At 42.9% G+C, this 18918-nt stretch carries 14 protein-coding genes; 3 read left to right on the forward strand and 11 right to left on the reverse strand.

Annotation, left to right across the window (positions count from 1 at the left end; translation table 11 throughout):
- Window positions 1-485 (reverse strand): hypothetical protein (locus R7127_RS11255; protein WP_318110491.1); only part of this gene is annotated, 485 nt, incomplete at its 3' end.
- Window positions 486-637: 152 nt separating this feature from the next.
- Entirely contained in the window at window positions 638-2074 is a 1437-nt protein-coding gene (locus R7127_RS11260) for an arylsulfatase (protein ID WP_225455402.1), read from the reverse strand.
- Between the two features lie 247 nt (window positions 2075-2321).
- Between R7127_RS11260 and R7127_RS11265 the strand changes: the two genes are divergently transcribed.
- Window positions 2322-3839 carry an arylsulfatase gene (locus R7127_RS11265; protein WP_033905220.1) on the forward strand — a complete coding sequence of 506 codons (1518 nt, stop codon included), beginning with the start codon at window positions 2322-2324 and terminating at the stop codon, window positions 3837-3839.
- Between the two features lie 107 nt (window positions 3840-3946).
- Here R7127_RS11265 and R7127_RS11270 read toward each other — a convergent pair whose 3' ends face one another.
- From R7127_RS11270 to R7127_RS11280, 3 genes are all read right to left on the reverse strand, one after another.
- Entirely contained in the window at window positions 3947-4945 is a 999-nt protein-coding gene (locus R7127_RS11270; RefSeq protein ID WP_005385672.1) for an HAD family hydrolase, read from the reverse strand.
- A 162-nt stretch (window positions 4946-5107) separates the two neighbouring features.
- Window positions 5108-6205, reverse strand: coding sequence for a hypothetical protein (locus R7127_RS11275; RefSeq protein ID WP_213961773.1), 1098 nt, complete (start codon window positions 6203-6205; stop codon window positions 5108-5110).
- 53 nt (window positions 6206-6258) lie between these two features.
- Window positions 6259-7584: an anaerobic sulfatase maturase gene (locus R7127_RS11280; RefSeq protein WP_262584973.1), complete on the reverse strand. Its 1326-nt coding sequence runs from the start codon at window positions 7582-7584 to the stop codon at window positions 6259-6261.
- Between the two features lie 238 nt (window positions 7585-7822).
- On the opposite strand from R7127_RS11280, the gene R7127_RS11285 reads away from it, so the two are divergent.
- The gene (locus tag R7127_RS11285; RefSeq protein WP_372061171.1) at window positions 7823-8551 is read left to right on the forward strand and encodes a formylglycine-generating enzyme family protein; all 729 of its coding nucleotides are present in this window, start codon (window positions 7823-7825) and stop codon (window positions 8549-8551) included.
- A gap of 46 nt (window positions 8552-8597) precedes the next feature.
- Here the strand turns inward: R7127_RS11285 and R7127_RS11290 are convergent, their stop codons facing one another.
- Entirely contained in the window at window positions 8598-10928 is a 2331-nt protein-coding gene (locus tag R7127_RS11290; RefSeq protein ID WP_318148402.1) for a tetratricopeptide repeat protein, read from the reverse strand.
- A 388-nt stretch (window positions 10929-11316) separates the two neighbouring features.
- On the opposite strand from R7127_RS11290, the gene R7127_RS11295 reads away from it, so the two are divergent.
- Window positions 11317-12882 (forward strand): arylsulfatase, encoded by a 1566-nt coding sequence (locus R7127_RS11295; RefSeq protein ID WP_005377767.1) that lies wholly within the window; start codon window positions 11317-11319, stop codon window positions 12880-12882.
- A 176-nt stretch (window positions 12883-13058) separates the two neighbouring features.
- On the opposite strand, the gene R7127_RS11300 is transcribed toward R7127_RS11295, so the two are convergent.
- The 5 genes from R7127_RS11300 to R7127_RS11320 all read right to left on the reverse strand — a co-directional run bounded on the left by R7127_RS11300 (window position 13059) and on the right by R7127_RS11320 (window position 18774).
- The gene (locus R7127_RS11300) at window positions 13059-14480 is read right to left on the reverse strand and encodes an aspartate kinase (protein WP_005377768.1); all 1422 of its coding nucleotides are present in this window, start codon (window positions 14478-14480) and stop codon (window positions 13059-13061) included.
- A gap of 86 nt (window positions 14481-14566) precedes the next feature.
- Entirely contained in the window at window positions 14567-14953 is a 387-nt protein-coding gene (locus tag R7127_RS11305) for an ectoine synthase (RefSeq protein ID WP_005377769.1), read from the reverse strand.
- A gap of 14 nt (window positions 14954-14967) precedes the next feature.
- Window positions 14968-16233, reverse strand: coding sequence for a diaminobutyrate--2-oxoglutarate transaminase (gene ectB, locus R7127_RS11310; protein WP_017820939.1), 1266 nt, complete (start codon window positions 16231-16233; stop codon window positions 14968-14970).
- Between the two features lie 34 nt (window positions 16234-16267).
- A complete protein-coding gene (gene ectA, locus R7127_RS11315) occupies window positions 16268-16801 on the reverse strand; it encodes a diaminobutyrate acetyltransferase (protein ID WP_005393379.1) in 534 nt (177 codons plus the stop codon).
- 314 nt (window positions 16802-17115) lie between these two features.
- The gene (locus tag R7127_RS11320) at window positions 17116-18774 is read right to left on the reverse strand and encodes a BCCT family transporter (protein ID WP_318141920.1); all 1659 of its coding nucleotides are present in this window, start codon (window positions 18772-18774) and stop codon (window positions 17116-17118) included.
- Between the last annotated feature and the right edge of the window lie 144 nt (window positions 18775-18918).

Genomic DNA, 18918 nt, shown 5'->3' on the forward strand with positions numbered 1-18918 from the left:
TCACCTTGAATCGTGACACTAGGAACTTCAAACTGGTTTTCGTATCCATCGCCGCCATCAAGAATATCCACCGTTAATATAGCATCGGGATTCAACCGCTCAGGAGCCTGAGTCTCAGAAGTTGGGTTCTCTCTTTCTTGCACTGCTGGCCTAGTAACATAGCCATTAGAAACGAGTTGCTCAGGTAAAACAGCGCGAATATAGGCAACAAAACTTAACCCACCAGAAGACTCACTAAAATCTCGAACGCTCTGATTAAAAGTGGATTCAATACCGTTTTGAGATGCAATTAAAAGATCATTCGAACTCGATTCATCCTCACTTGTTGTATCTTCATTAAATGCAATATCGAGAATGTCAGTATTAAGAACAACCACCTCTACTTCTGGAACTAATTGTTCGTTGGGCAACATTTGGATCCAAGAACCGTCACTTAAAACCGCCCAAAGAACATTACCGATTTGAATGTAGAGTATTGGCTGCATAATTCGCCCCATATGAAACAACGAACTTTAAGTATGGTCGACGAATATGACTGTTCAAATGAAACTAGAAAAAACATGGCCCTAAATGGCTCTAATGAGATATTGAACCAAAAACATACCTCATGTATGCGAGAAAGAGCCATTGGGATAAACTACTTCTGGCGTAACCCATCCACTGGAAATTGATTGAAATTCCCCTTGCTACAATCGGGCTTATATCCAAATGGAGCAGGGAAAGGAATCGTATCGCAGCTTGTTGCAACGGAAGATTCAAACTTTACTCTCTTTCCTATCATGATAGGAAATAACCATGTGGCATTATTTCTTAAATCAAACTCCTCTTTAGGGTCATCAATCAAATTGTATATTTCAGGGATCTGTAATGGGCGCCCTTTCTCCGGCATGATATCTTGATCAATAAAGTGCATCTTGTAATTTTCCCACTTATAAGCGTAGGTTTCAGAGCCATTGTTAACGATAAAACCATCTCGATTAGACTTTTCACTATCTCCCTTTAAAAAGGCCCACTGATCAATACTATCTATTGTTCTATCGCTTGGTAATTTGTATCCACCGACATGAGAAAGTGAGGCAAATAGATCCACAACATGGATAATTTCATCACTCACTCTGCCCGGTTTGATGTGGTTAGGCCAAGAGGCAATAAATGGTGTTCGGAGAGAGCCTTCAAGAGCCGTAAAGTACGCACCACGCCATGGTCCGCTAGAGCCTTGGTATGGCATATGCCACTCTGGACCGTTGTCAGAAAACCAAATCACTAGTGTATTGTCTTTAATTCCTGCTTTTTCTATTGCACCAATAACTTGCCCAGCTCGAAAATCTATCTCAGCTAACACATCTGAGTAATTTCCTTTGCCTGTTTTACCAATAAAATCAGGATGAGGTAGCGTCGGTAAATGTGGTTGAGTAAAAGTAATTACAGAGAAAAATGGCTTATTCTCTTTCACATTTCGATTTATAAAATCTGTGGCATGTTCAACTAGCTCACTGTCAATCGTTCTACGTGAGTCCAAATTATATTCTTTGACCCCTTTAGGATCCTGCCCTGCTCTAGCTGAAAGGATTTGAGGTTTAGGTAATATAGCTTTATAACCGGGTTGAGAGCTATATTCTGACTCATCCGTCGTATTTGCAATGCCATACCATTCATCAAAGCCTTGATCCGTTGGAAAGCGCCCTTTTTGGTCTCCCAAATGCCATTTCCCGTAAAGGCTCGTGTTATATCCTTGTTCCTTAAACTTCTCTGCAATGGTTATCTCCCAGTTCACCATACCGTAAGGCACTCCCCAAACAACCTTATCTGTCCCAGATCTAAGCGCTCGCCTCCCCGTCATGAATGAGGAGCGAGTTGGCGTGCATTGCGGTTCCACATTAAAATTAGTAAGGCGTACACCTTCTCTAGCAAGTTGATCTAAGTTTTTAGTTTCAACACCTCTGGTACTCCCATAGGAACTTAGTTCCCCCCACCCAAGGTTATCAACCAACATTACCACGACATTTGGTGTCTCTTCCGCAACCACTTCTAACGGGATACATAGAAACAGGATAGTTGCTAGTTTATTTTTCATAGTGTCGCCTTTCATTGAAATTCAATCCTGTAAGTGCGTCTTATCACACTTAAAACACACTAAAGTCTAGTCCATGTTAGTTAACATTTTTGAAAAACAGGGATTACTTGGAAGCAACAAAAAACCTCTACTATATTCAACTGACTACATTGTCTCATTTGGTGTCATCTAACTCGACTTCGCCATGATGAACACAATTAGTAACGTTATATAACGATAATGGATTCATTTATCGCGGAGGATTTTCATGCGAAACTCGATTAAAAAGGTAATGGCATTGGTCGGTACATTAGCTGCGTCCACAGCCTTTGCTGCCGATAAGCCCAACATCCTTGTGTTCTGGGGTGACGATGTAGGTGTATACAACATTAGTGCGTATCACAATGGTATGATGGGAGGGAAGACTCCTAACATTGATAAAATCGCCAATGAAGGTGCCATTTTCACAGACGCTTACGCACAACAGAGTTGTACTGCCGGACGAGCCTCATTTATTCTGGGTCAACATCCGTTTCGTACCGGTCTATTGACTATTGGTATGCCCGGCGCAAAAGAGGGTATTCAATCGAAAGATCCTACTATCGCAGAGTTACTTAAAAATCACGGCTATGTGTCTGGTCAGTTTGGTAAAAACCACCTTGGTGATCAAGATGAGCACCTACCAACTAACCATGGGTTTGATGAGTTCTTTGGTAACCTATACCATTTAAACGCGGAAGAAGAGCCTGAGTCTGAGTTTTATCCAAAAGATCCAGAGTTTCGTAAAAAATTCGGACCTCGAGGCGTGTTGAAGGCGACTGCGGATGGCAAAATCGAGGACACAGGTCCCCTTACTCGTAAGCGTATGGAAAACGTAGACCGAGAGTTCATGGATGCTAGCTTGGCCTTTATGGAAAAAGCAGTAAAAGAAGACAAACCATTCTTTATTTGGCATAACTCAACCCGTATGCACGTCTGGACACATTTGAGTGAAGAATATCAAGGGAAGTCAGGTTACGGCTTATACGCCGATGGCATGATGGACCTAGATGATCAAGTAGGTGTCATGCTTGATAAACTTGAAGAGCTAGGCGTAGCAGATAACACCATTGTTGTTTTTAGTACCGATAATGGCGCTGAGAAATTTACCTGGCCAGATGGTGGTACTACACCGTTCAAGGGCGAAAAAGGTACGACTTGGGAAGGCGGATTCCGCGTTCCGATGATGGTACGCTGGCCTGGAAACATTAAACCAGGAACGGTTATCAACGATATCTTTTCACAAGAAGACTGGATGCCAACTCTACTAGCAGCTGTGGGCGAACCTGATGTGAAAGAAAAACTATTGAAGGGTCATAAAGCAGCGGGCAAAACCTTTAAAGCACATTTAGATGGCTACAACCAACTTGATCTGCTGACTGGTAAAGCTGATGAAGGCGCACGCAAAGAAATCTTTTACTTCGATGCTGGTGGTAATTTAAACGCCGTTCGTTATAAAGACTGGAAGATCCACTTCAGTGTTATGGAGGGTGCCATTAATGAGGCATACCGCAAAACACCTAGTTGGCCTTTGATTGTAAACCTTCGTATGGATCCATTTGAGGTCGGTCCAGATGCAGCACTTTACGTCAGACATTTTTACGCTGATCAAATGTGGATGTTCGTTCCTGCTCAAGCTATCGTGCGTAAGTTCCTAGAGACATTTAAGGAGTTCCCTGCAACGAAAGGTAGCTCGTTAAGTATTGAAAAAGTGGTAGAAACAATGACACAGCAACCTAGAAACTAGACCCTAGGTATCGAAGCTACTGTGGAATTAACTAAGGCCTCAATTGTGAGGCCTTTTATTTCGTTGCAATTGTTTGGTTGCAGCAAGTTATGGTCAAACAAAGATTATCATTTAGTGCTCTCTTTAAACACTTGATTCCAATCTTGTTTCATATCGACAAATAGCCAACCTTGCTCTTCACCTACTTTAAACGATTTATCTAACTTACCAACATGAGAATCTTTATCATACGCCCATTCACGCTTGTCATCCGTGTGATGGATAATCGCAGAAAATCTTGGACCTGAACCTGCTTTCGTCCACTCTAACATCTGTAAATCACCATCAGAATTACCAAACGCCATGACCGGACGTTTGCCAATGAAGTTTTGAATCGTCACAGGCTTTACTGCTTTGTCATTGACAAAGTCTATTTCCGGCATGCGTTGGATGGTAGGTTTTCCATCAACACTTTGATATTCCGCCTTTAACGTCGTTCCCACGATGTTTTGCGTTGGAATGCCGTATACTTCCGGCGCCCAAACGCGCATAAATTCAATTCCGCCTCCAGAAACGATGTAGGTCTGATAGTCGTTCGCTCTTAAATAGTCGAGCAGTTCGAGCATAGGTTGATAGACCATTTCAGTGTATGGTCTACCCGTTGTTGGATGGACAGCCGTTTTCAACCATTCCTTAACTTCTTGATGAAACTGTTCAGTAGACATTCCAGAATGGGTTGCCATAACAAGCTTCATTACACCTTCGAGTCCTTGTTTACCAATCCCCTCCATGTCACCTTTTAATGCGGAAGCAAAGGGTTCGGTTGTCTTCCAATCAGGATGCTCAGAGGCCATTTCTTTTACTCTATCGATCGCAAAAAACAACTGTAGATAAACAGGCTTTTCTGCCCAAAGTGTTCCATCATTATCAAACGTCGCGATTCGTTGGCTTTCAGGAACATAGGAATCCGAACCTTGGGTCGTTGTTTTCGTAACAAACGCCATAATAGCTTGCTTAGCGTCAGTGTTGTTCCATGACGGAAGTGGATCTTGCATATCAGCCGCAACAGCGTAACTAGACAGAGCAAAACCTGTTGCTAAGACAATCGTCTTTAACTTTATAGCCATCTTAATTCCTTATATTGAGGTGCTAGGTGCGAATCCAATCAAAAGTATAGTTCAATTGAAACAGGCGCATATTGAACTGACATATCCAACGGCCACCAAAGAGTGACACCGTCACTAAATTGGTTCACTATTTTATTGAAATAGGAACATGGAATTTACCGATTAGAGTTTAAGTTCATTGGCTTCAACTGATGTAGAGGCACTTTTACGTCCCTTTTTCTGATTGAGCTCTTCAATAACATAGTCGGGAGCGACCTTCGTTAGCTCTGTTAAACAGTCATCCGTTTTAGGGTTGCCGTATCTGACATAGATGTCACACACGGCATACAATTGTTCTGGAGCACCGGATATCAAATACGCTTGCTCAAAAGCGTTGACAGACTTCTTCAAGTCTAACTCTTCTTGCAGAACACCATTTAAATACCAAAAGTAACTGTTCGTCTTTGCCATCGTCGCAGCTTTGTCTATTTCAAACGCCGCTTCTTTCTTTTTGTCTAATCTAACCAAAGCGAGAGATTTAGAATAATGCAGCGAGGCATCTTCTGAATTTAGCTTGATACCCTCGTCAAGCACGTTGATAGCTTTTTGGTCTAGCTGTTGCGCTCGGAAGTTGTCTGCGTAGCTCAACCAAACTTGAGGGTTGTTTGGCTCAAGCTTAGTTAACTCTGGGTATATCAGCGCCGCTTTATCCCAATCACGATGCCAACGGTAAACGTCTGCAAGTAATAACTTGGAAACATTATCGTTCTTACTGGACAAGTGTGCTGTCAGCTCTGAAACAGGCCCCTCAAGTGATTGCTGTTGCTCCGAACTCAAATTGGCGTAATCTCGAACGAGGTTAATCGCTGCTGTAATTCGCACCATGGCGGCGTCATCACTCAATAATGGTGAAATCAAACGCCAACGGTGCTCAATCATATATGGCTGTGCTCCCACGATCGCAGCTTCGCGAATACCTGCATCTTCATCCTGCAACCCACGCGCAACTGCAACCAACGCATTTTGGCTTGGATAGTTGGCTAACTCACGTAAAGCATCAATACGTTTTTCTGAAGACAACTTTTTATTTTGCGCATCATAAGACAGCTTTTCGACTCGTTGCGCCGGTGTCATTTGAGCTTCTTGTGGAGTGACAACCGTTGTCGGCGATACCTGGTCTGGGTCTAGCAATGTTGTTTCTTGTGCCACTGCTGTTTGACTCGCAGCAATGCCGATCGAGATCACGAGTAATGATTTAGAGAGCAGCTTAATTTTTTGCATTCAATAACCTATATTCTTTCATTTCCGGGCCTGTAGCAGGCGTAGTGACTATCTTAAAACTTCGTTTCAAACACAGTCTGTGTTTGAGTAGCTTGCTGGCGTAGAATCTGGTCACTGTATTTACCGTGAACCACTGGGTTACCTGTCGCTCGTAAGATGTACGCCATCGACTGATCAACATGGGTAAAAAACTTCTTCCAACCCGCGCAGAGATAATTAAGACCAGGCTCACCTTGCCTAGTACGGATAAAACGGTTTTTGGGACATTCTCCAAAACATGCAAATTGATAATCACATTGAAGGCACTGTTGGGGCAGCGTACGACTTTTAGCAAACCCAAATTTCTGCTGTTCAGAGCTATAAGCGAGCGTATCGAGCTTTTCGTGATGAAAGTTTCCAACCTTATATTCTGGGTACACGTAATGATCACACGCAAACACATCACCATTAGGCTCCATTGCTAAGCCTTTCCCGCAGATTTCACCTAACGTACACAGTGGGTTTTTTCTGCCCATCCAGGTTTCGATACTGGCTTCAAAGTACTGCACAAACACGTTGCCGATATCGTGTAAAACCCATTCATTGAAAATCGCGATCAGAAAATTTCCCCATGCTTCATCCGCAACGCAAAAAGGCTCAACAACGGCATCTTTATGACCTGGGATCAACCGTTTATCTCCTTGCTTTAGTTGCTCGTTTGGCTCCCAAGTTTGAGGGGCGGTTGTTCTGAATGTTTTCTGTTCAACTATTGGAATAAACTGCATTTGAGGGGAGCGTACTTCATCTCGCAAGAATCGGTACACTTCAAGTGGGTTACGGCCGGTCAAGTTGTTAACACAAGTGAGCGTAGCAAACTTTACTTCGTGCTTATGTAATAATTCAACCGCATTCATAACTTGCCGGAATGTGCCTCTACCAGCTCGGTTTGTTCGGTAAGCGTTGTGCATCATTTCTGGGCCATCAATGCTTAAACCGACGAGAAAGTTGTTCGCCTTTAAAAACTCACACCATTCATCGTTAAGCAGTGTGCCATTAGTCTGGAGATCATTGGAGATCGTAATGCCATCGGGACGGTATTTATTCTGTAGCTCAACAATTGTCTTGAAATAATCCAAACCTAGCATTGTCGGCTCACCACCCTGCCAAGAGAAAATGATTTCAGGTGTATTCTGTCCCGCTATATATTGACGGATATAGGTCTCTAGCGTTTCCTCATCCATGACTGGTGAGCAGCCTGGCTTGTACTCAAGTAAATCTTGTTTGCTTAGGTAATAACAATAGGTGCAATCGATATTGCACACTGCACCGATAGGTTTCGCCATGACATGTAATCGCTTGGATGCTTTTCCATTGAACTGCGGACCTTGATTTATGTGCATTCATCACCTTCTTAGTTGCTAGCCTGTGCCCAACGGCGCTAAGACTAATCATTAAGTTAATCGCCTAGTGTGATGATAATGTTCAATTATTCGTGGCGCTTGTTATAGTGTGTATAACTGTTTTTCATAGACTTGCCTGATAAAATTCTTTGATCATAAATGTTGATGGAGCTCCCCTATGAAGCATTCCAAAAGTAATACTCTTTACCTTGGTGCCGCTATTTCGATTTCGCTAATTATGACTGGATGTGCAACAACACAACCTAGACCTCTTGCTCAAAAAATCGATCAAGATATGGTTCTTATTGAAGGCGGACAATTTACGATGGGCTCGGATAATCCATCAGCAAATAAATCCGAGCGCCCGGCCCGCACCGTTCGCGTGGAAGATTTCTATTTGGCAAAATTTGAGGTAACCCAAGAGTTATTCGAATCGGTTACAGGATCTTCTCTGAGCTATTTTAGAAACCCAAATACGCCCGTAAATAACATTAGCTGGCAACAAGCCAATTATTTTATAAAGAAATTGAATGAAAAAACGGGAGAGCACTATCGTTTACCCACCGAAGCAGAATGGGAGTTTGCAGCGAAAGGGGGGAATCTAAGTCAAGGATTCACTTACGCGGGGTCTGATGATATTAACGACGTTGCCTGGTATGCCAATAACTCAAACAATAAAGCACACAAGGTAGGTCAGAAAAAACCGAATGAGCTTGGCTTATACGATATGACGGGTAATGTTGGTGAGTTTGTTATTGATGCCTTTGATGAAGGCTATTACAAATCGGCACCAAGTAATAATCCGGTAAACGCAAAAGATGAAAAAGAAAGCCTTGCACACAAGTCTGTACGAGGTGGTAGCTTTGCCTATGATGCTGACGAATCCGAAAACTATCGTCGCGATTTTGCTAGCCAGTCAGTCATCATGTCCGACATGGGGCTGAGATTAGCGAAAGACGCTGATTAAACTAAGCAAGAAAAAAGTGGAGCGATAAAAGCTCCACTTTTGGTAATTAGCTCCTATTGACCCCAACAATAGAGGCTTTAAGCTGATCAATAGCTTGTTTAGGTGCATAGTGACTAAGCTCTTGTATGCACCTATCGAAAGCAAAAGCGACAGCACCTTTTTTATGATTTCTCGCTAGAACCTCGCATTGAGCAAACAAGTGTTGTGGATTGCCACCGACTTCAAATGCTGTATGCAACGCTTTACTGGCTTCTAGAACATCGCTTTTTTCTAAAGCTAGACCGTACACGTACCAATAATGCGCATTAGTTTCACCAACTTCTGCGGCGCGTCTAAGTAGCTTTTTCGCATCATCAGCTTTGCCTTGACGCAACAAAGAAAGACCTGCGCTGTATGGTAACGTGCTGGATTTAGGTTGAGCTTTCATCCCTTGTTGTAGCACCGTGAGCGCAGCTTCTTCTTTACCTAGGTGACGATACAAATCTGCTAGGTTAACGTAGCTATTTTCGAAATAGGGTTCGATGCTGATCGCTTGTTTATACAGCTCGGCCGCTTTGTCGATTTCACCTAAGCTGCGGTACACATTCGCCAAATTGGTTCTTCCGAAACCACGATCGGCATTAAACTCTTGAATTTCCATGTACTCTTCTAAAGGTGATTTAATGATATCTTTTTGTAAAGGGGTCATTTGTGCGTAGTTCGCTACCAGCACCGAGGCAGCTTCCGCTCTCACTGAAAGCACCGGGTCATCAAGCAATGGCTCTAGAATCCGCCACCGATCATGAAATTCATAACCAGACGAGCCTGAAATTGCCCCTAATCGAACCATTTCATTCTCATTCTTAACGGCCCTAGCCAAAGATACTGTTGTATTTTGGTCAGTGTTGCCCCCCATTCTCTCCAGGGCTGAGGCGCGAATAATGTCTTTTAAAGACGAATCCTGAGCAGAGTATGCCAACGCATTTGCTGCTCCTTGATGACCAATTGAATCCGCATAAAATGCGACAGCAAAATGTTGTTGATTACGATACTTCGAATTCGGGTACCATTCTGCTATCTGTTCATCGGCCCATTGATTGCTTTTATCTTCATGGCATGACATGCAAACATTGGGCGTTCCAATATGTTTGCTCAAATCCGGTCGTGGAATATGCCAACTGTGGTCTCTACGAGGATCGACTTGCATGTAAGTCGTTTCTGGCATGTGACAAGTCGTACATTGCGATGCTTCAGATCCAGCCTTATGAAAGGTATGCTTTTCAGGTGTATATTCCGATGCAATATGGCATTGCGAACATACTGCCTCTTCTGGGATCGTTAACTCTGCCGTGTGTGGATCATGGCAATTAGTGCACGTGACCCCCTTCTCCGCCATTTCAGATTGAAGAAACGAACCATAAACATAATCTTCGTCGTAAATCTGTCCATCATGATAGTAGAGTTCAGGTGTTATAAGACTTAAGCGATATTTATCAAAAAAAGAACCTTTAACATGATCACCTGTTTCATTTAACTGGGTTCGGCGACTATGGCATTGAGCGCATGTTTGCACTTGATTGGTTGCTTCAATTGATTTCGGCTGTAACGTACTATGGCCTTCCTCAAACACCCAATCCGACACTGCTTTAGACAAATTTCGATCAAAGCCATAATGGCTGTCATGCTCAAAAGAAGTGCCAGCATTTTTGTATTTCTTGGCCAGTTCTATGTGCTGACTAGCGGGACCATGGCATGCTTCGCATCCCACATTAATCTCTGACCATGAGCTGTTGTAAGTGTTTTTGTCAGCGTCGTAATTCTTCTTTAGGTTCGTTGAATGGCAATCAGCACACATGAAGTTCCAATTTTGCCCGGTATTGGTCCAATAGAATTCATCCGTTGTTGTCGTTTCTGGATAAAGATGAAACCAACGCTGTCCCCCTTCAACTTTAGCTCTTGTGTCCCAAGCAAAAGGAATAAGCTGCACGCGGCCATCTTCAAACTCGACCATGTACTGCTGTAATGGTTCCCAGCCAAATGTATAGCTGATCTTATAGTCATGCCATTGCCCGTCAGAGCCTTGAATGTTGACCCAATATTCGCCGCCTTTTTTAAAAAAACGATTAGGCATTCCTTTGTGTGTTACAACATGGTTATCAAAATTACCACGCACAGAGGTTGTACTTGCATGCTTCATGGCCATATCGTGATGTGACCCTTTCCAGGCCTCCACCTCGTTTTGGTGGCAATCTATACAAGCTTGTGTGCCAGCATATTCTGGATTTAAGCCTGAAGGAATATTTGGTTTCTCTGTTAATAACTCTTGAGAAAAAGCCATAAAACTGACAACAACGTTGACCAGCAATAAAATGCGAAACCGGCCTGCCCACTGACTCATAGATATCCTTATATTTATAATGTACAACCTAAATCAATATAGACACTAAATCACTGGTTATACAAATAATTACAAGCAATACATAACGACTTTAGTATTGCTTTAGGACCGTAAAACAAGCGAACATCCTATTGTTTTTCATTTCCATCCCCTCTTCTACTACGCAATAAAAATAAGGCTCTTCAGTGATCTAAATCTACTTTACGAATCTCTACAAACTAACAGGATAATCCTATTTCTTCTTAATTAACAAATGGTTACTACCTAGCAATAACTTATGGTTATATCGAGTATAAGAGGATTTTTCTATATACATCATTAACTTATGCAGCAACTAAGCATAAGGCTCACTTGTGCTTATCTTTACTCTCAACAATCTGGAGTTTTTATGGCAAATCAATTGAGCAAAATCGCTGTAGGCGCAGGACTGTTAGCGGCGTCCAGTGCTGCTATGGCAGCCGACAAACCGAATATTCTGGCAATTTTTGGTGACGATATCGGCTACTGGAATATCAGCGCATACAACCAAGGTATGATGAGTTACAAAACGCCAAACATCGACCGTATCGCGAATGAAGGTGCGTTGTTCACAGATCACTACGGACAACAGTCTTGTACTGCTGGTCGCGCGGCCTTTATTACGGGTGAAGAGCCATTTCGTACGGGTTTGTTAACAATTGGTATGCCAGGCTCTGACCACGGCATACCTGATTGGGCGCCAACCATTGCAGATCTGTTAAAAGAACAAGGTTACATGACGGGTCAATTTGGTAAAAACCACTTAGGTGACCAAGATAAGCACTTACCGACAAAACACGGCTTTGACGAATTCTTCGGTAACTTATATCACCTAAACGCAGAAGAAGAACCTGAAACTTATTACTACCCTAAAGACCCAGAGTTTCGTAAAAACTATGGCCCTCGTGGTGTCATTAAGTCTTATGCCGACGGTAAGATTGAAGACACTGGCCCGATGACACGAAAACGTATGGAGCACGCAGATGAAGAGTTCCTAGAGAGCTCTTTGGCATTTATGGAAAAAGCAGTTAAGGCGGATAAACCCTTCTTTATTTGGCATAACGCCACTCGTATGCACGTTTGGACTCGCTTGCAGGAAAAATACCAAGGTAAATCAGGTGTAAGCATTTATGCCGATGGTATGCTGGAACATGATGATCATGTAGGTGTTTTACTCGACAAGCTGGATGAGCTAGGTGTTGCAGACAACACTATCGTTATCTACTCAACGGACAACGGCGCAGAAACCATGACTTGGCCAGATGGTGGCGCAACACCATTCCATGGTGAAAAAGGTACAACTTGGGAAGGCGGTATGCGTGTTCCTCAACTGGTTCGTTGGCCAGGCGTCATTAAACCAGGAACCAAGATCAATGAAATGATGGCACACCAAGACTGGTTGCCTACATTATTGGCAGCTGCTGGCGTACCTGATGTAAAAGAAAAACTGGCAGAAGGCTACAAAGCAAATGGCAAAGAGTGGCGTGTACATTTAGATGGTTATAACTTCATGCCATACTTTGAAGGTAAGGAAGAAAAAGGCCCTCGTGAGTCGCTGCTTTACTTTACGTCTAATGGTGAATTAAACGCTGTCCGCTGGAATGACTGGAAACTTCACTTTGCAACGCTTGAAGGGAACCTAAGTAACGCAGTTCGTTTTGCTCCGAACTGGCCTAAAATCATCCACCTACGCGCTGACCCATTCGAAAAAGGCCCAAGCGAATCACAAATGTACTTGCGTTGGATGGCTGACAACATGTGGCTATTTGTACCTGTTCAAGACGTTGTGGGAGAGTTCTTTAAAACACTTCCAGAATACCCAATGCAACGTGGCACAGCGATGAACCCTGCTTCACTAAACTACGACTCTCTAAAAATGCAAGAGAAGCTGCAGCAACTAGACAAAGTTGAACAAGAAATCAGCAAGTTTAAGTAAACTAAGTTAACGTTAGTTAATCAGTAACATTAAGCCAGCAGACCATTCTGCTGGCTTATGTGTATCGCCACATAGGAACTTACTTAAATCGTCTGTTTAGACTATGCAAAAGTACAAACTGAAAAACAAAAAAGGAGAGCTAACCTGCTCTCCTTTGTATTTTAACCGTGGATAAACTAAGCCACATTAACCGATTTAGCTAAACTGCTACTTTGGAAAAACTCATCATGCAATGCGCAAATCGCGTGCTGGTATTCCTTATCACCGACAACAAATTGAACATTTACATTTCTCAATGATGAGTGCAGTGCAACTGGCGTAACGCCATTATTCATCAATGCAAGCACACCTTTCGCCAACGTCTTGTTGGTATCAATTTGAGAACCGATGGCTGAGATAAGCGCGACCATACGACCTTTAATCGAGGCATTCGGATAACGTTTCTCGGCTTTATACAATACTTTGTTTAAGCTATCTGTACTGCCACCTAGATAGTAAGTAATAGAGTTAGCGTTCATCTCTTTACCAACCAAACTTACACGAGCATCGGAGATGATTTCCATCAATTCGTAACTAACGTTATCGGCTTTTCCTACCATTGCTTGGTCAAACAAATGCAGTGCAAATACTTTCTCTTTACCTGCGATGATCTCGACTTTGTCTTCTTCTGGGCGGTAGCTTGAAGAGATCAAAGTACCTTCGTGTTCAGGTTCGAATGTATTTTTAATCTGTAGCTCAATACCACTTTCACGCAAACCCGCAGCGGCATTTGGGTGAATCGCTTCCATGCCAAGGTTGGCAAGTTGGTCTGCTACGTCATAGTTTGTACTACCAATTGGTAATACTTTTTCAGGGCCAACAACGCGTGGGTCCGCTGAGCTCAAGTGGTACTCTTTGTGAATTACTGCTAAATCCGCTTTTGTTATTGCTGCAATTCGGCTAAATGTCATCTCACTATAACCTCGGTCATAAGTGTGCATTAGGCCCTCTTTACAGTAAGCATAACCTGTCACGATTGGCAGTTCTTTTGATACATCGATATCAGCAAACGCGTCACTGATCGACTCATCAAGGCTTCTTGGCGCTTGATTATCCCAACCAGACAGGTCAACGAACTTAGCGTTAATACCCATATTTTTTAGTTTTAGTGCTGTGTTGTAAGCACTATGTGCCTCACCGATAGACGAGAGAAACTCTCGAATTTGAGGCAAGTACTGGCGCAACGAAAATTGACCGTACTGACAGGTTTCTAAAATATTCGCGATACAGTTTTTCGCTTCAGCAATGCGGGAGCGAATGAATTTATCCGCACGGATACGATTCATTGGGTCCGCAAAAATATTTTCATTGGTCAGCAACATACGGCTTTCAACGTACGCTAACGCTTCTTCCCATTTGTCGTCGCGTTTCGCGATAAGCTGATAAACGCCTGGTTTACTGGTTTTTTTACACTCAAGCAGCGCATCGGTCATACCACCGTATGCAGATACGACAAAAATACGATTGTATGGTGTTTTGGGACGAAGAATAATATTGTCGAGAACAGCATCAAATGCTGTCATTGATGTACCGCCGATTTTTTCTACGGTAAATGTCATGATAAGCCTTTTTTGATTGGTAACTTTAAAAAGAAAAAAGAAGAGATAGTAAAGTGTGGGGTGGCAAAGCACCCCACCATCATCTTTTAGTCAACGAGAGGATAAACACCGTTTTCATCGTGCACTTCAGCGCCAGTAATCGGTGGGTTAAACACACACGCCATTACCATTTCTTTATTCTTATAAGCTCTCAAGTAGTGCTCATCGTGTTTATCAAGGATGTATAATGTACCTGGTTTGATTGGGTACGTTTCTCCACCTACAACTTCAATCTCACCTTCACCACTCATACAAAACACCGATTCAAGGTGGTTTTGATAGTGAATATGAGTTTCTGTATCTTCATAAATCGTTGTGATGTGGAAAGAGAAACCCATGTTGTCGTCTTTCAACAACATGCGGACACTTTCCCAGTTATCTGAAACAACACGTCGTTCGCTGTTGCGGCATTCATCTAGAGTTCTGACGATCATAATTAAAATCCTTATTAAGATGCTTGTTTGAAATGTTTCGCAGCGATAGTCTCTACTGCATTTTCAAAGATGCTTAGTCCTTGATCTAGCTCTGATTCGCTGATGGTTAGTGGACAGAAGAACTTCACAACTTCATCGTCTGGACCCGCTGTCTCTATCACCATTCCATTCTCGAAACAGTTTTTCGCAATTTCAGATGCCATGTCACCATTGATACATTCAATACCAACCATCATGCCGCGGCCTTTTTTCTGCACAAACATTTGTGGAAAGCGACGAACACAACGGTCAATAACAGCACTTACCTTGTCTGAACACTGCTTGATGTGTGTTTCAAAATCATCGTTTGCCCAGTAAATTTCTAGTGCTTTTGCAGCAGTAATAAAGGCGTGATTATTGCCACGGAACGTACCGTTATGCTCGCCTGGCTTCCACTGGTCAAGCTCAGGCTTAAGTAATACGACAGCCATCGGCAAACCGTAACCACCGATCGACTTCGATAGCGTCACGATATCCGGTTGGATACCAGACGGCTCGAAACTAAAGAAAGTACCGGTACGTCCACAACCTGCTTGAATGTCATCGACAATCACAAGAATGTCATTGGCTTTACAGATTTTGCTCAAACGTTGTAACCACTCGTTTGAAGCAGCATTTAAACCACCTTCACCCTGCACAGTTTCAAGAAGTACAGCGGCTGGTTTATCCATACCTGCAGAGTTATCATTTAGCATGGTTTCGAACAGCGCGAGACCATCTACGCCAGCGTAACCTTCAAATGGAATACGAGTGACGTTACTTAGACTAGAACCGTTACCTTGTCTGTGATGCTGGTTACCCGTTGCAGCCAGTGCGCCAGCAGTACAACCATGGAAACCGTTAGTAAACGCAACGACGCTGTCGCGGCCTTTTACTTTTTTAGCCAGCTTCAATGCCGCCTCAACAGCGTTAGTGCCTGTTGGGCCCGTAAACTGAACCTTGTAATCCAAGTTTCTTGGTTTAAGGATGTAAGTATCCAACGCTTCCAGAAACGATGCTTTCGCTTCTGAGTGCATATCCAAACCGTGAGTAATACCGTCCATTTCAATGTACTCAAGCAACGCTTGTTTTAGTACTGGATTGTTATGGCCGTAATTTAGAGATCCCGCTCCAGCAAGGAAGTCTAAGTATCGTTCACCTTGTTCTGTTTCTAGCCAGCAGCCTTTCGCTTTACGAAAAACGACCGGGAAATTGTTTGAATATGAGCGTACGTTGGATTCCTGCTTTTTGAAAATATCCATGATGAGACCGTTTTTAATTCCTATTGTTTGAGGATTATTTGAGAGGAATGCGATACAAATATTCTGTATCGTGTTTGCCTTTAAAGTGGGCTTCTTCATCCAAAAATGTGCTTACTTGGCCAGAATTGCCGTTCATCGCATCTAACTTTTTGAACAGTGCCCAAGAGGCTTTATTATCTTCCGTGATGGTAGTTTCTACCGATTTAACACCGCCTAATTCCTCTCGGGTGAGAAGTTCTTTCAACATGCGGAATGCTAAACCATGACCTCTAAAGCGAGGTGAGACTGCAACTTGCCAGACAAATAAAACGTCTTGCTCGTCTGGTTTCTGATAACCGGAAATGAAACCTGCGATTTCGCCTTTTTGCTCAACCAAAATACTGGTTTTGCTGAAATGCGTAGACTGTAGGAAATTGCAATAAGATGAGTTCATGTCCAATGGAGGACAGTCTGCAATCAAGCTGTAAATGTCGTCACCATCAGAGATTTTAGGCTCACGAAAAATCCATTTTTTACTTGAGTCTTCTCCAATCTCTGGATAAAGGACCCAAGGTGCTGATGTGATCATGTGAAAATACATATCCTTTGAGGTCTAATTAAATTTCCTTTTTATTATGGGCATCCCTCGCGACTAAAAATCAAATAATCCGCCTTTTTATCGGTATTTTTGTGATTCAAATCACAAAAATAAACCTATTAACCAAAAGTTAAAATAGTTCGAGGTCTAATTTATTAAATAGTCACCTAAATGCACAGTACAAAAAACAACCAGAATAAGACCGTTTTCCATGCTGTTCATTTCTCAGAGAAAAATAGAAATCCAAAAAAAAGCGGCATGCTTTCGCATACCGCTTTTATCAATAATTTAACTGCTGATACTAGTTATTTTGATTTCTTAGAAACCGCCTTTGGACGAGGTTCATCCATCAAACCTTTTATCAAAGATACCGTTGCAACAAGTAAAACAATAGTAAACGGTAAACCAGTCGTCACCGCCATTGCTTGAGCAGCAGCTAGACCACCACCCAACATCAATGCAATCGCAACCAAACCTTCAAACGTACACCAGAACACGCGTTGTGGCGTTGGTGCATCGACCTTACCGCCCGCAGCAATAGTATCAATAACCAGTGATCCTGAGTCAGAAGAGGTAATGAAGAACACCACGACTAAGATAATGCCGACAAAAGATGTTATCTCAGCCAATGGCATAACATCTAACATGGCAAAAAGTTTTAAAGGTAGTTCTGCGTTAAACACCGCCTCGTAGCCATCATTAACGTATTGGCTAATTGCGTTACCGCCAAAAGCCGTCATCCATAACACACAAACTGAAGATGGGATAAGAATAACGCAAATAATAAACTCACGAACTGAACGACCGCGAGACACACGTGCGATGAACATACCCACAAATGGTGACCAAGAAATCCACCACGCCCAGTAAAACGCCGTCCAGCCTTGAGAGTAATTCACATCCTCTCGTCCAAATGGCATAGATAAGGCAGGGATATTAGCCACATAGGAAACGATGTTCTCGAAGAAACCAGTTAAAATCGCAATCGTCGGGCCAACAACAATAACAAATAGCAATAGCAGCGCTGCAAGACCCATGTTGATTTCAGATAAGATTTTCACGCCCTTATCGAGTCCAGCCACAACAGAGATTAAAGCGAGCGCAGTAATACCAATAATCAATATAACCTGCGTGGTATTGGTCATTGGGACATCAAACAGGAAGTTCAAACCCGTTGCGGCTTGAGACGCACCGTAGCCTAGCGATGTTGCTAAACCAAAAACCGTCGCTACCACTGCAAGAATATCGATAATATGACCAGTCCAACCCCATACACGCTCACCAAACAAAGGGTAAAAAATTGAGCGCATGGTGAGTGGCAAACCTTTGTTAAATGAAAAGATAGCCAGTCCAAGAGCCAAGAGCGCGTATATTGACCACGGATGAAGTGCCCAGTGGTAAATCGTCGCAGCCATCCCTAATGCCGAAGCTGCAGTTGCATCGCCCTCTGCACCACCTAGCGGTGCCCAGTCAGTACGTACACCATTCTCAGCGCTCACGCCACCAATCGCAGAACTAAAATGGGACATCGGTTCTGATACACCGAAGAATACGAGACCAATGCCCATACCTGCAGCAAATAGCATTGCCAACCATCCGGCATAGGAGTAATCCGGTGTTGCTTCAGTACCACCGATTCGCACACGGCCCAATGGTGTGAAGATCAATCCGACACAGACAATGACAAAAATATTACCTGAAGCGAGAAAAAACCAGTCTAAATTGTGTAACAAACCCGCTCGTAGGTCTGCAAAAAACGGCTCTACCTGTTCTCGGAATAATAGTGTTATCACAACAAACATGACGATTGCTAAGCCAGAAATTGCAAAAACACGGTTGTGAATATCAAGGCCAAATGGGCCTACCTTTAGCGCAACGTTATCCTGACCAATTTGATAGTCAGTATCTATTGCGTTTACTTTTCCATCGGGGCGTTGAATGCCACCGTTATTATCGGTGCTCACGGATAATCTCCTTAAAAATACGTGACCAAGTTTAAATTACTTTCGTCGGAGTTCGAGTAATGAAACGTCTTCATCACTACCAAGCACATGTTCATAAAACATTGTTCTTATAAGCGGTTACTCAATCCGCCATCATAATCTTAA

The organism is Vibrio sp. 1159 (assembly GCF_033340395.1).
GTDB classification, from domain to species: Bacteria; Pseudomonadota; Gammaproteobacteria; order Enterobacterales; family Vibrionaceae; genus Vibrio; species Vibrio alginolyticus.

Bases quoted from the DNA above. Each gene is read 5' to 3' on its own strand.
- R7127_RS11260 (WP_225455402.1), bottom strand. From the start codon at position 2,074: ATGAAAAATAAACTAGCAACTATCCTGTTTCTATGTATCCCGTTAGAA.
- R7127_RS11265 (WP_033905220.1), top strand. From the start codon at position 2,322: ATGCGAAACTCGATTAAAAAGGTAATGGCATTGGTCGGTACATTAGCT.
- R7127_RS11270 (WP_005385672.1), bottom strand. From the start codon at position 4,945: ATGGCTATAAAGTTAAAGACGATTGTCTTAGCAACAGGTTTTGCTCTG.
- R7127_RS11275 (WP_213961773.1), bottom strand. From the start codon at position 6,205: ATGCAAAAAATTAAGCTGCTCTCTAAATCATTACTCGTGATCTCGATC.
- R7127_RS11280 (WP_262584973.1), bottom strand. From the start codon at position 7,584: ATGCACATAAATCAAGGTCCGCAGTTCAATGGAAAAGCATCCAAGCGA.
- R7127_RS11285 (WP_372061171.1), top strand. From the start codon at position 7,823: ATGACTGGATGTGCAACAACACAACCTAGACCTCTTGCTCAAAAAATC.
- R7127_RS11290 (WP_318148402.1), bottom strand. From the start codon at position 10,928: ATGAGTCAGTGGGCAGGCCGGTTTCGCATTTTATTGCTGGTCAACGTT.
- R7127_RS11295 (WP_005377767.1), top strand. From the start codon at position 11,317: ATGGCAAATCAATTGAGCAAAATCGCTGTAGGCGCAGGACTGTTAGCG.
- R7127_RS11300 (WP_005377768.1), bottom strand. From the start codon at position 14,480: ATGACATTTACCGTAGAAAAAATCGGCGGTACATCAATGACAGCATTT.
- R7127_RS11305 (WP_005377769.1), bottom strand. From the start codon at position 14,953: ATGATCGTCAGAACTCTAGATGAATGCCGCAACAGCGAACGACGTGTT.
- ectB (WP_017820939.1), bottom strand. From the start codon at position 16,233: ATGGATATTTTCAAAAAGCAGGAATCCAACGTACGCTCATATTCAAAC.
- ectA (WP_005393379.1), bottom strand. From the start codon at position 16,801: ATGATCACATCAGCACCTTGGGTCCTTTATCCAGAGATTGGAGAAGAC.